The sequence below is a fragment of the Paractinoplanes lichenicola genome (genome assembly GCF_016785085.1).
In the GTDB taxonomy this organism is placed as follows: domain Bacteria; phylum Actinomycetota; class Actinomycetes; order Mycobacteriales; family Micromonosporaceae; genus Actinoplanes; species Actinoplanes lichenicola.
This window is the reverse complement of sequence record NZ_JAENHO010000001.1, coordinates 992,299-1,005,507: the sequence shown is the minus strand read 5'-3', so window position 1 is coordinate 1,005,507 and position 13,209 is coordinate 992,299. Positions and strand designations below refer to the sequence as shown.

Sequence of the window (13,209 nt, the reverse complement as noted above, 5' to 3'; positions counted from 1 at the left end):
CAGTTGGCACTACCGACCATATGGTCTGTAAGGTCGACGACATGCCGTTGACCTCGACTGACCCTCAGCTGGCCGGCCGCCGGCAGTGGGCCGCGCTGGCGGTCCTGACCCTGACCGTGGTGCTGCTCGCCGTGGACGGCACCGTGCTGGCCCTGGCCGTGCCGAGCATGACCGCCGACCTCGGCCCGAGCGCCACGCAGCTGCTCTGGATCGTCGACGTCTACTCGTTCGCGCTGGCCGGCCTGCTGATCGTCACGGGCAACCTGGCCGACCGGATCGGCCGCAAGCGGCTGCTGCTGATCGGCAGCTTCGCGTTCGGCGCGGCGTCGGCGCTCGCGGCCTTCGCCCCGTCGGCCGAGCTGCTGATCGCCGCCCGCGTGCTGCTCGGCGTGGCCGGGGCCACGATCATGCCGTCGACGCTGTCGATCGTCCGCAACACGTTCCGCGACCCCCGCCAGCGCACCCGGGCTATCGCGGTCTGGTCGGCCGGGGCCACCGCCGGGGCCGCGCTCGGGCCGCTGGTCGGCGGGGTGTTGCTGGAGCACTTCTGGTGGGGCTCGGTCTTCCTGATCAACATCCCGGTGATGCTGATCGTCCTGGCCGGCGGGTTCTGGCTGCTCGACGAGTCGCGCAACCCCCAAGCCGGCCCGTTCGACCTGCTGTCCGCCGTCCTGTCGATCGCCGCCATCGTCCCGATCGTGTACGCGGTCAAGGAGGTCTTCAACGCGGGCCTCACCGGGCCGGTGCTGCTGGCCCTGGCGCTCGGCGCGGGCTCCGGCGTGCTGTTCGTCAGGCGTCAGCGGCGGCTGACCACCCCCCTGATCGACATCTCGCTGTTCCGGCTCCCGGCGTTCTCCGGGGCCGTCGCCGCCACCACGGTCGCGATCCTCGCGTTCAGCGGGTTGCTCTTCACCTTCTCGCAATACCTGCAGCTCGTACGCGGGTTCGGCCCGCTCCGGGCCGGCCTGGCCGAGCTGCCCATGACGCTCGCGTCGATCGCCGTCGTCCTGATCGTCGGCCGGCTGACCACCCGGCTCGGCACCGGCCGGGCCATCGGCGCCGGGCTCGCGGTCACAGCGGCCGGGTTCGCGCTGCTCTCGTTCGCCGAGGGCGCCTCCGGCTATCTCTGGCTCGGCGTGGCCACCGCCGTGGCCGGGCTCGGCGTCGGCATCGCCATGACACTGGCCACCGACGCCGTGGTCAGCGTCGCGCCCCGGGAACGGGCCGGCGCGGCCTCCGCGATCTCCGAGACCGCGTACGAGCTGGGCATCGCCCTGGGCATCGCGATCCTGGGCTCGCTGCATACCGCGCTTTATCGGCTCCACCTCGACGTCACCCCGGGCGAGCTGGGGAGCGCCGTGAACGAGTCGCTCGCCTCCGCCTCCCGGGCCCTGCCGGCCGGCGGTGAGCTGCTCGACCAGGCCCGGCACGCCTTCACCTGGGGCATGCAGGCCACCACCTTGATCGGGGCCGTCCTGCTCGTCGTCGGCGCCGTGATCGCCTGGCGCGTCATCCCCTCCACCACGGCGCGCGACTGATGCCTAAGCGCGTTCCTTCGCGGTGGTGGCGGCCCAGCTGGCGATCAGGTTGAGCGCGTCCTGGTCGGCCGAGCCGGGCGCGGCGCTGTAGGCGTTGAGCCGCAGATTCTGGTCGGCGGTGAGCTCCATCGACTCGTACGCGAGGGAGAGGTCGCCGACCAGCGGGTGGCGCAGCCGCTTGACGCCGCTGCGGTGCAGCCGCACGTTGTGGGCGGCCCAGCTCGTGCGGAAGATCTCGCTGCGGGTCGAGAGCTCGCCGATCAGATCGGTCAGACCCCGGTCGTACGGGTTCCGCCCGGCCTCGCCGCGCAGCAGCGCGACCACGTCCTCGGCCAGCTGCTCCCAGTCGCGGTAGAACTCCTGCGAGGCCGGGTCGAGATAGATGAACCGGGCCAGATTGGGCGGGCCCTCGAACAGGGGCGCGAACACGGCCCGGCCGAGCTGGTTGGCCGCGAGGATGTCGAGCCGGCCGTTGCGCACGTAGGCCGGGGCGCCGGTCATCGCGTCGAGCAGCTGCTGCACGACCGGGCGGACGGCCGGGGTGGTGCGGCGCCGGGCCGGGCGGGGGCTCTTGTTGGCCTGCCGGGCCAGGTCGTAGAGGTGCTCGCGCTCGGCATCGTCGAGCTGGAAGGCCCGGGCCAGCGACTCGAGGACGCTCTCGGAGACACCGGCCAGGTTGCCGCGTTCGAGGCGGGTGTAATAGTCGACGCTGACCCCGGCCAGCATCGCGGCCTCCTCGCGGCGCAGCCCCGGCACCCGCCTGGTGGTGCCGTAGGACGGCAGCCCAGCCCGCTCGGGCGTGATGCGCGCGCGCCGCGTGGTCAAGAAGTCGCGGATCTCGCTGCGGTGGTTCATGCCCGCGGCTCCCACGGGCAGTCCCAGGCCGGCGTCGTGTCCTCGATGACGAAGACGGACGCGCCCGGCCCGTCCGCACCGGTCGCGGGTTCGGCCCGCAACGGGTCGAAGGTGACGAACGCGGCGGCGGCGAAGGCGATGACGGCGGCCACTGCCGCGGTGCGCGGGTGCAAGGGTGCCGTGTCGCGGATAGCCATGGTCCCACGGTATAGCGGGTTGAGCAGCACAGGGAGGCTCTGTCAGTACCCCCTTCGAGGCTCGCGAGGGGGGTTGCACCAGAACCTCCCAGCGGCCCCGGGCCCGTGCCTACTCTCGAACCGTGCCGACGATTGGAGCTGCGTCACCTTCGCCGAGGGCGCGCAGGTCGCCCCGCAGACCATCCGCCTGCTTCCCGCCTGACCGGAGGAGAGATCATGGAATTGCGACCGCTGGGACGCACCGGCGTCCAGGTCAGCCAGCTGTGCCTCGGCACGATGATGTTCGGCGAGTGGGGCACGAAGGACCACGACGAGAGCATCCGCATCATTCACCGGGCGCTCGACGCGGGCGTCAATTTCGTCGACACCGCCGACGTCTACTCGCAGGGCGAGTCGGAGGAGATCGTCGGGAAGGCGCTCAAGGGCCGGCGGGACGACGTCGTGCTGGCCACCAAGTTCTTCATGCCGTTCGACGACGGCCCCAACCACCGCGGCGGCTCGCGCCGGTGGATCATGACCGCGGTCGAGAACTCGCTGCGCCGGCTGGGCACCGACCACCTCGACCTCTACCAGATGCACCGCTACGACCCCGGGGTCGAGCTCGACGAGACACTGGGCGCCCTGACCGATCTCGTACGGGCGGGGAAGGTCCGCTACATCGGGCACTCCACCTTCCCCGGGTCGGCGCTGGTCGACGCGCAATACATCGCCCGGGATCGCGGGCGGGAACGGTTCGTCACCGAGCAGCCGACGTATTCGATCCTGACCCGCAACATCGAGAACGAGATCCTGCCGCTGACCCAGAAGTACGGCATGGGCGTGCTGTCCTACAGCCCGCTGGCCGGTGGGTGGCTGTCCGGCCGTTACCGCGTCGGCGCGGAGCAGGACGGGCCGCAGTCGGTGGCCCGGCAGCGGCTGGCCAACCGCTTCGACCTGAAGCTGCCCGAGAACCAGCGCAAGCTCGAGGCGGCCGACGCGCTGGCCAAGGTGGCCGACGACGCCGGCCTCAGCCTGGTCGAGCTGGCCATCGCGTTCGTGCTGCGGCACCCGGGCATCACCAGCGCGATCATCGGCCCGCGCACGATGGAGCACCTCGACTCGCAACTGGCCGCGGCCGACGTCGCGCTCACCGACGACGTGCTCGACCGCATCGACGAGATCGTCGCGCCCGGCGTCACCCTCAACCCGGCCGACAACGGCTGGGTCAGCCCGTCCCTGCACCCGGCCGCCCGCCGCCGCTGAGAGGAACCACCGTGAACAACTACACGCTCAACAACGGCGTCGAGATGCCCGTCCTCGGGTTCGGCGTCTTCCAGACCCCGCCCGACGAGACCGCCGCCGCCGTCGAGACCGCGCTGTCGACCGGCTACCGGCATGTGGACACCGCGGCCGCGTACGGCAATGAACGGCCGGTCGGCGAGGCCGTGGCGAAGTCGGGGGCCGAGGTCTTCGTCGAGACCAAGATCTGGATCAGCGACTACGGCTACGACGAGACCCTGCACGGCTTCGAGAAGAGCGCGGCCAAGCTGGGTGTCGGCCGGATCGACCTGCTGATCCTGCACCAGGCCCTGCCGTCGGAGTTCGGCCGGACCCTGGAGGCGTACCGGGCCCTGGAGACGTTGCTGGCCGACGGCAAGGTGCGGGCCATCGGGGTCAGCAACTTCATGGTCGAGCACCTGACCGAGCTGCTCGACAAGGCCACGGTGGTGCCCGCGGTCAACCAGATCGAGGTGCACCCCTATTTCCAGCAGCGCGACGTCCAGGCGTACGGGGAAAGGCACGGCATCCTGACCCAGGCGTGGGCGCCGATCGGGGGCATCACGTTCTACCGCGACAGCGGCCACACCAGCACGCTCGAGGACCCGGTGATCGGCGACATCGCCCGGGCGTACGGGAAATCCCCGGCCCAGGTGATGCTGCGCTGGCACCTGCAGCAGGGCCGCCAGGTGATCCCGAAGTCGACCAACCCGAAGCGGATCGCCGAGAACTTCGACGTCTTCGACTTCGACCTGACCCCCGACCAGCTGACGGCGATCGACGCCCTGGAAACCGGCAAGCGCGGCGGCCCGGAACCGGCCGACGTCACCCTCGCAACGTTCGGCCGCCCGATCCCCGAGGCCTGATCGTCAGGCGGGCGGCAGGTCGTCCAGGATGGCGCGGAGGGTCTTGGCGGTGTGCTCGGGCGGATCGGCCTCGATGAACAGCTTGCCGATGGCCTCGGTGTATTTGTCGACGTCGGCGAGTTTGTCGAGGTAGACGGCGCTGGTGAGGTGTTCGATGTAGACGATGTCGGGCAGGTCCTCGTGGGGGAAGCGGAGGATGCTGAAGGCGCCGCCGGCCGCGGCGTGGCCGCCCGAGCTGAACGGCATGACCTGCAGGCGGACCGAGGGCTTGGTGGAGACCTCGATCAGCGACTCGATCTGGGCCCGCAGCACCTCGTAGCCGCCGATCGGGCGGCGCAGCACTGCCTCGTCCAGCACCGCCCACAGGCGCGGGCCGTCGGGCAGGTCGAGCAGCCGCTTGCGGTTCATTCGCAGGGCCGCGCGGCGCTCGACCTCCTCGGGCTGGGCGTTGCCGAAGCCCAGCTTGATCACGGCCCGGGCGTACGCGTCGGTCTGCAGCAGGCCGGGGACGAACTGCACCTCGTACGTGCGGATCAGCTCGGCGGCCTGCTCGAGGTCGAGGTAGTTCTGGAACCAGGTGTCGAGCACGTCGGCGTAGTTGTGCCACCAGCTCGGCAGGTTCGACTCGCGGGTGAGCGTGAGCAGCCGCTGCCGTTCGGCCTCGTCGTGCACGCCGTACAGCGTGAGCAGGTCGGAGACGTCACGTTCCTTGAAGCCGACCCGGCCCAGCTCCATCCGGCTGATCTTGGATTCGGACGCGCGGATCGGGAAGCCCGCCTGTTCGCGCGACAACCCGTTGGCCAGCCGCAGGGCACGAAGCCGGGCGCCCAGCTGGATCCGGCGTACGGCCGAGCCGCCGGCTTCGTTTCCCGACGCCATGGAGTTAAGGTTTGCGGCCGACGGCCGCGAACTGGGCGATGTCGGGCGCGGCGAGGGCCTCCTCGTCCGGCTTCCACCGGGTCACCGAGACCACGCCCGGCTCGACGAGCTCCAGGCCCTCGAAGAGCCCGGCGATCCGCTCGGGGCTGCGCAGGTGATATTTCGGCTCGGCCGCGACGTTCCAGATCCGCGTCGCCTCGACCACCGACTCGTCGGTGTCGCCGCCGTCGTACATCGCCAGGTAGCTGCCCGACGGGAAGGCCGACATGAGCCGGCCGATGATCGCCCGGGCCGCGTCGTCGCTCTCGACGTGGCCGAGGATGCCCATCAGCATGAGCGCGACGGGCTGCTTGAAGTCGAGGGTCTTGCCCGCCTCGTCCAGGATCACCTCGGGCTCGCGCAGGTCGGCGCTGACGTAGGCCGTGGCGCCGCGCGGGTCGCTGGTCAGCAGGGCCCGCGCGTGCACCAGCACCAGCGGGTCGTTGTCGACGTAGACGATGCGGGAGTCGGGCGCGGCCTTCTGCGCCACCTCGTGCGTGTTGTCGGCGGTCGGCAGGCCGGTGCCCACGTCGAGGAACTGGCGGATGCCGACCTCGGTCGCGAGGTAGTGCACGGCCCGCGCCAGATATTTGCGGCTCAACCGGGCATACGGCCCCAGATGCGGCATGGCCCCGGTGATCTGGTCACCCACGGCACGGTCGGCCGCGAAGTTGTCCTTGCCGCCGAGCAGGTAGTTCCAGATGCGGGCCGTCTGCGGTGTGTCCGCGTCCAGCTTCGCCGCGTCAGTGCTGCCGTCGCCGGCCGGGTTCTCCGCCACGCCACTCCTCCCACCGAAGTGGATCATCGCGTCCACCGTGGAGGCGCGTTGATCTATGGGCGTCAGCCTACCTCTCGTTTCGAGCCCGATCCGCGCGGCCCGTCAGCGCGTGATGACCTTCTGGAACTGCGCCCGCACGTCGTTCGCGTTGATCTTGACGTCCATGTGTCGCGGCGGCCCCGTGTCGATGCCGTACGCCGGCGTCCGGTACGAGATCGTGGCCGGGCAGCTGGACCCGCCGAACTGCAGGGCCCGGTTCGACACCAGCCGGCCGGTGCGGATCTCGTACGCCTTCACCCGCACCGCGACCTTGTGGAAGGTCACCGGATAGCGGCGGCCCAGGCCGAACTGGCCGCGATACGAGCAGGTGCGCGTGGCCGCCCCACGGGTGTCGGGGCCGACGCAGACGACCAGCACCGCCTTGGTGACGTCGGTGGCCTTCCACGAGCCCGGCAGCCGGCCGATCTGGGTGCTGTTGCCGTAGAACAGCGTCTTGTTGGTGCCCTTGCTGACCGGCCGGGCCAGCCGGTATTTGGCCGGATTGCCGCAGTACGGGGGCTGGCCGCTCCCGAGGCCGCCCTGCAGCCGCTGGCGGACCGTGTCCAGCTCGATGGCGATGTCGGCCTTGAGGATGCCGTCCTGCGCCTTGGCCTTGCCCGGGTCGTTCGGGTATCGCTTGATCAGCTGCTGATAGGTCGTGCGGGCCTGCTGCCACTTCTTGTCGGCGAGGTAGGAGTCGGCGCAGCCGGTGAGCGCCTTCGGCTCCAGCTCGGGCACGACCTCGGCGGACCGGTCGAGGGTGTTGTTGCTGGCCGGCCGCTTGCCCAGCCACTCGGTGACCTGCACCGTGCCGCACGGCTCCGGTCCCGGCAGCGCGGTAAGGAACCCGTCGAGCGTGGTGTCGACCATCCTCTCGTGCCCCGGCCGCTCGGCCAGCACGCTCCCGAGGGTCGCGAAACCCCGGTTGAGCTCGGTCGGGCTGCCGTTCAGGGCGGTGGTGAGGTCGGCCCCCGCGTCGCGCAACTGCCGGCACGCCTCGACGGTCGCGTCGCCCCGCACGGCCAGGGGAGCGTTGGCGATGCGCAGCCCGAACCAGACCTTGTCGAGGCTGTCCATCGCGTACGTGCAGTCGCCGCTCGCCCGGGCGTCGGTCACGGTCTGCCCGATCTCCCCGGCGTCCGCGCGCAACAGGCCGAGACCCAGCAGCACGGGCAGGGCGAAGCACACCGCCACGATCCGCTGCGTGACCTTCGTACGGGTGTCGACGTAACCCCCGCCGAGGAACCAGCCGTGCACAACCATGATCAGCCACCAGCCCACGGCGACGATCTCGATAGTCGTGCTGTGCACCCGCGGCACGGCGATCACGAGCAGCCCGAAGGTCACGAGCAAACTGAAGAAGGCAAGTCCACCGCGCCGCGCCATCATGTACCCGACGCTCAGCAACGAGGCATTGCCCACGGCGACTGCCAGGCGATCGGAGTTCTTGCGCGGAGCCGGCGGCCGCGGCTGCTGCGGCGGCGCCCAGCTGGGCATCGACTGACTCATATGACGTCCCCCGAAGTCATAGACCCCGTCGTGACGACGAGTCATCGACGGTAGTCGTACAGTAACCAGCCCGCGCCAGTGCGGAACAGACGTGTCTCACCCGCTGGAGGAAGAGCGACCTCCCGCCGGCGATGGACGACGGGAGCGCCGGGGGAGTCGATGATGGATGGTGCCCGGCCGGCATCCCATCCCTCGAAGCGTGAGGGAACTCCCATGAGGACTGCACGACTCGCGACGGCCCTGGCCGCGGTGGCCGCGGTCGCCACTAACTGCGCCGCCGCGCCGGCCGGCGCCCGCCCGCGCCGGGATCGTGCGGGAGATCTTCGAGAAGGCGAAATCAAGCTGCTCCCGGCGGGCAAGGGCAGCCACAAGCCGTTCGGCCGTCACCGCCTCGACTGGAGGTGGAACTTCGGCGAGCAGAACACCAACATGGCGGACTGAGTGTGGCCCGGGGCGGACTCTCCCGGGTGAGATGGCAGCCCGTGCTCTGACTGCAGGTTCGATGCTGACTTAATGTCTGTTTTGTGCCTAAAACTATGTGGGTAGATCCTCGTAAGGTTGCTTCGGCTGCAGACATCTTCGGGTCGAAGACTCGGCCGGACACGATCGAGGTTCAGGTTGATCACGTGTTCGAGCTAGTCGTTTTCGCAAAGACGCTTGTCTACCTGTTGAGTGACAGTCCCGTTCGGGGGACGGTTCCGGCCAAGGCCGTGGAGGCGTTGGCGCAGATGGACGGCTTCCGGCATTTCAAGGCGATGCTGCCGACAGCGTTGGGCGCCGCTCTGACCGGGGAGAATGCACGTCAGACGGTCGGGGTCGAGGCCGAGGACACCTGCTACATCGTTGAGGAGGTACTCGTCGATTCAGGGTACTTCCGGCGCCCCAGTAAAGGCGTCTTCTTGGAGCGTGCTGACCAACCTAGCGGATGACCGGGCCTACGACCTTGGTCGTAGTCGGGCCGGTCGGGATCCGACTGGCCGCAGATGTGCCGAGGGGCGCCGCGCCGAAGAATCGAGGTGTCAGCGCACCGGCAGCCAGGGGAGTGAACATGACCGTCGCACCGAACGACCGGGAACCCGTCGCGTGGGCCTGGCCCGCCGTGTTCGCTCTGATGATGCTCGTGGTTCTTGGCGCTGTGGCGTTCGCTGCCGTGTGGTCCTGGAATCACTACGGCGGCTGAGGCGGTCAACAAAATCCGGCCCGGGCGCGTCTTCGTGGTTGTGTTCACATCACGAAGAAGATCGATGGCTGCGGCCGGTGCGCTGGTCCTGGCCTTGTCGGCCGTGGTCGTCGCCGGGAGCGCGGCGCACGCCGCCGAGGTGACGCCCGCCGTCGCGGCGCGGACGGTCACGCTGATCACCGGCGACCGGGTCACCCTCGACGGGGGCGCCGTCACGGTGACTCCCGGGCCCGGCCGGTCCGGCATCCCCATGGCGACCAGTACGGCCGGCGGCCGCGCCCGGGTCGTCCCGGCCGACGCGCTGCCGCTGCTGCGCGCGGACAAGCTCGACGCCCGGCTGTTCGACGTCACCGGGCTCGTCGCGGCCGGCTACGACGACCGGCGGGCCGACCTGCCGCTGATCACGAGCGGTGGCGCCGCCGTGAGCGGGGCCCGGGTGCGCACCCTGGCCGGGATCGGGGCCACCGCCGTCCGTACGCCGAAGCGGAACCTGGCCCGGGACTGGAAGGCCCGCACCGGCGCCGGCAAGGTCTGGCTCGACGCCAAGGGCACGTTCACCGCGGCCGCCGGGGCCCAGCAGATCGGCGCGCCCCTGGCCTGGCAGCAGGGGCTCACCGGCGCGGGGGTGACCGTCGGCGTGATCGACTCCGGGGTCGACGTCACCCATCCCGACCTCGCCCCGGTCGTCGCCGCGCAGACCGACTTCTCGACCGGCACACCCACCACCGAGGACGTGCACGACCGGCTCGGCCACGGCACCGCCGTCGCCTCCATCCTGGCCGGGCAGGGCACGGCGTCCGACGGGCGCTACCGCGGCGTCGCGCCGGGTGTCCGGCTGGTCTCGGCCAAGGTCGGCGACTTCGAGGTGACCGAGTCCGCGGTCATCGCCGCCATGGACTGGGTCGCCGGCGCCCAGCGGGCCAAGGTCGTCAACATGAGCCTGGGCTTCCCGAACACCCCGGGCAACGACCCGCTCGAGACCGCGGTCGACGAGCTGACCGACCGTTACGGCACCCTGTTCGTGGTCGCCGCGGGCAACGACGGCAACAACGGCAACGACCCGGCTAACGGCGACGACTACCTCATCAACTCGCCGGCCGACGCCCCGGCCGCGCTCAGCGTCGGGGCCGTCGACTCCGACGACCGGCTGGCCGACTTCAGCAGCCGGGGACCGGGCCTCGACGGCGAGAGCATCAAACCCGAGATCACCGGCCCCGGCGTCGATATCACGCACGCGCTCAGCGTCGACGCCGGCCCGGGCCCGTACGAGGTGGGCAGTGGCACTTCGTTCGCCGCGCCGCACGTGGCCGGTGGCGCCGCCATCCTCGCCCAGAAGCACCCGGATTGGACGCCCGCGCAGCTCAAGGCCGGCCTGATGGGTGCGGCCCGGCCCACCGACGGGCTCGGCGCGTACTCGCAGGGCGCGGGCCGGATCGACGTGGCCCGCGCGGTGAAGGCGACCGTGGTGGCCGACCCGCCGAGCCTGAGCCTGGGCACGCAGACCGCCGCCAAGAGCGTCACCTATCGCAACCACGGACCCCGGCCACTCAAGCTCGCCCTCCGCGTGACCGCACCGTTCACGGTCAGCACCACCACGCTGACCGTCGCCGCCGGCGGAGTGGCCACCGCCCAGGTCGCTGTCCCGGCCACCGTGACCGGTGGCGCCCACACCGGACGGCTCACCGCCACGGCCGGCGACCAGGTCGTCACCACCCCGGTCGCCGTGGTGCGCGAACGGGCCCGCGCCGGCCTCGACCTGCACGTGCTCGGCCTCGACGGGCTGCCCACCGAGGACCACTACACCCAGGTCATCGGGCTGGACACGCCGTACCTGCACGACAGCGTCTTCGACTACCCGTGGACGCCCGATCTGAGCCTGCGCGTGCCCACCGGGCGGTACGCGATCCTCACCCAGTACTTCGCCGAGGCGGCGGACGGCACCTACACCAGCGTCGCGATCGCGCAGCCCGCGGTGACGGTCACCGCCGCCACCGACATCACTGTGGACACCCGTACGGCCAAGCCCGTGACCGCCACGCTGCCGGACGCCGGGGCCCGGTTCGACGCCGGGGCGGTCGAGTTCGGCGTACGGACGCCGACCGGCTGGGCCGCCTACGCCGCCAACAGCTACGGCGGCACCCTGCGCAGCGCGCAGCTCGGCGGGAACGGCGACGCCCTGACCTCGCTGGTGCGGCTGGCCTACACGTCCGGCACCGGCGTCTACCACCTGGCCTGGCCGCTCAAGGGACGCGCGCCGAACGGCTTCACCGGCACGGTCACCGCCCGCGACCTGGCGGCCGAGACGGGCGAGATCGGCCACCAGCTGACCGGCAGCCAGCTCGAGATGATGGCGGGCGTGCACGTTCCCGGGATCCCGTTGACGTTCGCCGCGCTCACCACCGACGCGTCCGCGAACCGTTACTTCAGCACGGCCGGCGGTGTCTCGTGGAGCACCGGACTGTACGAGTGGCGGGAGGAAGAAGGCTACGAAGAGGTACGCGTCGTGGGGGAGCCGCGGCGCTACGAGGCCGGCCGCGAGTACACGGCCGCCTACAACGCCCCCGTCATCGCACCCTGCCTGACCGGCGACGGCATCACGTGGACCGGGGACCGGCTGCGGGTGCGGGTCGCGATGGACTGCGACAGCGCCGGGCACGCCGGCACCACCACCGGCGCGACCGGCCGCACGACCCTGTTCCGCGACGGTCAGCAGGTGGCGTTCGCCGACCTCGCCGGCGAGGCCACCCTCCGGGCGCCACGGAACCGGGCCGGTTATCGGCTGCGCCTCGAACACAGCCGCCCCGCCGTGGCCGTCTCGTCCACGGCCTCCACCGTCGACTGGACGTTCACCGACCCGGCGGCGGCGCCGGCCCTCGACACCGTACGGATCGAGCCGCTCGCCTCCGGGGTCCGCCTGACGCCCCCGGCCGGCACCCGGTCGATGACGCTCGCGGCGTCCTACGACGACGGCGCGACGTGGCAGGCGGTGGCGGTCCGCCCGGGGGCCGGCGGCACCTACCGGGCCGCCCTGACGGGAACCGGCTATGCCTCGCTGCGGATGACCGCCAAGGGCGCCGCGGCCACGGTCACCGAGACGGTGATCAGGGCGCTGCCACCGGCCTGACCGTTCACAGGGCGTCTGCGCCGGCCACCCGGCGCAGCACCCCGACGAAGGTGGCCGCCAGCGGGTTGCCGGTCTGCGGGGTCACGGCGAGGACGTGCCGGGTGTGCGGGCCGTCGTCGTCGACCCGCAGGGCGGTGATGCCCCGGGACATCATCGACATCACCGACCCGGGCACCTGGGTGATGCCGAGCCCGGCGGCCACCATGCCGAGCCGCGCGTGCCAGTCCTTGACCGCGTACGCGATTCGGGGCTGGTCGATGCCGGGCCAGGCCCCGAGGTGGCCGTCGCCCGGGCCGGCCGCGCCCACGATCCAGGACTCGTCGCGGAGGTCGTCGGGCGTCACCGACACCCGCCCGGCGAGCCGGTGGTTGTCGGGCACCGCGACCCGCAGCCGGGCGCCCAGCAGCCGTTCGTGCCGCAGGCCGGTGAGGTCGTAGTCGTCGCCGGGCGCGCGCACGATGATCGCGACCTCCACCTGGTGCGCCCGCAGCATCCGCAGCAGCGACCGCGACCCGTTGCTGTGCGGGCTGACCTCGATGCCGGGATGTTCCTGGTGCAGCAGCGCGAGGGCGCGGGGCAGCAGCACGAGATGCCCGGTGGGGTAGACGCCGACGACGAGCCGCCCGGCCGGACGCTCGCGGGCGGCGGCCAGTTCCCGCTCGGCGGCCGCGGCCGCGTCGAGCAGCACGGTGGCGTGCCGCAGCAGCACCTCGCCGACGGTCGTGGGCCGTACGCCCCGGGCGTGCCGTTCGAACAGCGGCGCGCCCGCGACCTGTTCCATGGCGGCGACCTGCCGCGAGATGGCGGACTGGGTGTAGCCGAGGGCGTCGGCCGCGGCTGTGAACGACCCCGTCGCGGCGACCTGCTGCACCGCCCGCAGCCCGCTCAGCGAGAACTCGGCCATCCGTCCATGCTCAGCCATGCGCCGCCGGCATGCGAGCATTCGTG

The 13,209-nt window shown here is 71.4% G+C and carries 13 protein-coding genes; 7 read left to right on the top strand and 6 right to left on the bottom strand.

The genetic code is table 11. The features are described from left to right. Nucleotides 1–41: 41 nt before the first annotated feature. Entirely contained in the window at nt 42–1,538 is a 1,497-nt protein-coding gene (locus JKJ07_RS04455; protein ID WP_202989897.1) for an MFS transporter, read from the top strand. Nucleotides 1,539–1,541: 3 nt separating this feature from the next. On the opposite strand, the gene JKJ07_RS04450 is transcribed toward JKJ07_RS04455, so the two are convergent. After that, nucleotides 1,542–2,393: a helix-turn-helix transcriptional regulator gene (locus JKJ07_RS04450; RefSeq protein WP_369076994.1), complete on the bottom strand. Its 852-nt coding sequence runs from the start codon at nt 2,391–2,393 to the stop codon at nt 1,542–1,544. After that, nucleotides 2,390–2,590 (bottom strand): hypothetical protein, encoded by a 201-nt coding sequence (locus JKJ07_RS52190; protein ID WP_369076993.1) that lies wholly within the window; start codon nt 2,588–2,590, stop codon nt 2,390–2,392. The genes JKJ07_RS04450 and JKJ07_RS52190 overlap by 4 nt, the downstream gene beginning before the upstream one ends. Nucleotides 2,591–2,806: 216 nt before the next feature. Between JKJ07_RS52190 and JKJ07_RS04445 the strand changes: the two genes are divergently transcribed. Further along, nucleotides 2,807–3,832 carry an aldo/keto reductase gene (locus JKJ07_RS04445; RefSeq protein WP_202989896.1) on the top strand — a complete coding sequence of 342 codons (1,026 nt, stop codon included), beginning with the start codon at nt 2,807–2,809 and terminating at the stop codon, nt 3,830–3,832. Nucleotides 3,833–3,843: 11 nt separating this feature from the next. Further along, a complete protein-coding gene (locus tag JKJ07_RS04440; protein ID WP_307834112.1) occupies nt 3,844–4,713 on the top strand; it encodes an aldo/keto reductase in 870 nt (289 codons plus the stop codon). A 3-nt stretch (nt 4,714–4,716) separates the two neighbouring features. Here the strand turns inward: JKJ07_RS04440 and JKJ07_RS04435 are convergent, their stop codons facing one another. The 3 genes from JKJ07_RS04435 to JKJ07_RS04425 form a co-directional block, all read right to left on the bottom strand. Continuing rightward, nucleotides 4,717–5,592 carry a Sco1979 family transcriptional regulator gene (locus JKJ07_RS04435; RefSeq protein WP_202989895.1) on the bottom strand — a complete coding sequence of 292 codons (876 nt, stop codon included), beginning with the start codon at nt 5,590–5,592 and terminating at the stop codon, nt 4,717–4,719. Nucleotides 5,593–5,596: 4 nt separating this feature from the next. Next, nucleotides 5,597–6,409, bottom strand: a complete 813-nt coding sequence (locus JKJ07_RS04430; RefSeq protein ID WP_202989894.1) for an SAM-dependent methyltransferase — start codon at nt 6,407–6,409, stop codon at nt 5,597–5,599. Nucleotides 6,410–6,511: 102 nt separating this feature from the next. Beyond that, nucleotides 6,512–7,957 carry a tetratricopeptide repeat protein gene (locus JKJ07_RS04425; RefSeq protein WP_202989893.1) on the bottom strand — a complete coding sequence of 482 codons (1,446 nt, stop codon included), beginning with the start codon at nt 7,955–7,957 and terminating at the stop codon, nt 6,512–6,514. A gap of 213 nt (nt 7,958–8,170) precedes the next feature. Between JKJ07_RS04425 and JKJ07_RS04420 the strand changes: the two genes are divergently transcribed. The 4 genes from JKJ07_RS04420 (at nt 8,171) to JKJ07_RS04410 (ending at nt 12,261) form a co-directional block, all read left to right on the top strand. Then, nucleotides 8,171–8,398 (top strand): hypothetical protein, encoded by a 228-nt coding sequence (locus JKJ07_RS04420; RefSeq protein ID WP_202989979.1) that lies wholly within the window; start codon nt 8,171–8,173, stop codon nt 8,396–8,398. Nucleotides 8,399–8,583: 185 nt separating this feature from the next. Then, complete coding sequence (locus tag JKJ07_RS04415) at nt 8,584–8,886, top strand: hypothetical protein (RefSeq protein WP_202989892.1); 303 nt, start codon at nt 8,584–8,586, stop codon at nt 8,884–8,886. Nucleotides 8,887–9,005: 119 nt separating this feature from the next. Then, a complete protein-coding gene (locus tag JKJ07_RS51025; RefSeq protein ID WP_268919051.1) occupies nt 9,006–9,137 on the top strand; it encodes a hypothetical protein in 132 nt (43 codons plus the stop codon). A 64-nt stretch (nt 9,138–9,201) separates the two neighbouring features. Next, the gene (locus JKJ07_RS04410; RefSeq protein WP_202989891.1) at nt 9,202–12,261 is read left to right on the top strand and encodes a S8 family serine peptidase; all 3,060 of its coding nucleotides are present in this window, start codon (nt 9,202–9,204) and stop codon (nt 12,259–12,261) included. A 4-nt stretch (nt 12,262–12,265) separates the two neighbouring features. On the opposite strand, the gene JKJ07_RS04405 is transcribed toward JKJ07_RS04410, so the two are convergent. Continuing rightward, nucleotides 12,266–13,183, bottom strand: a complete 918-nt coding sequence (locus tag JKJ07_RS04405) for a LysR family transcriptional regulator (RefSeq protein ID WP_202989890.1) — start codon at nt 13,181–13,183, stop codon at nt 12,266–12,268. Nucleotides 13,184–13,209: the final 26 nt, after the last annotated feature.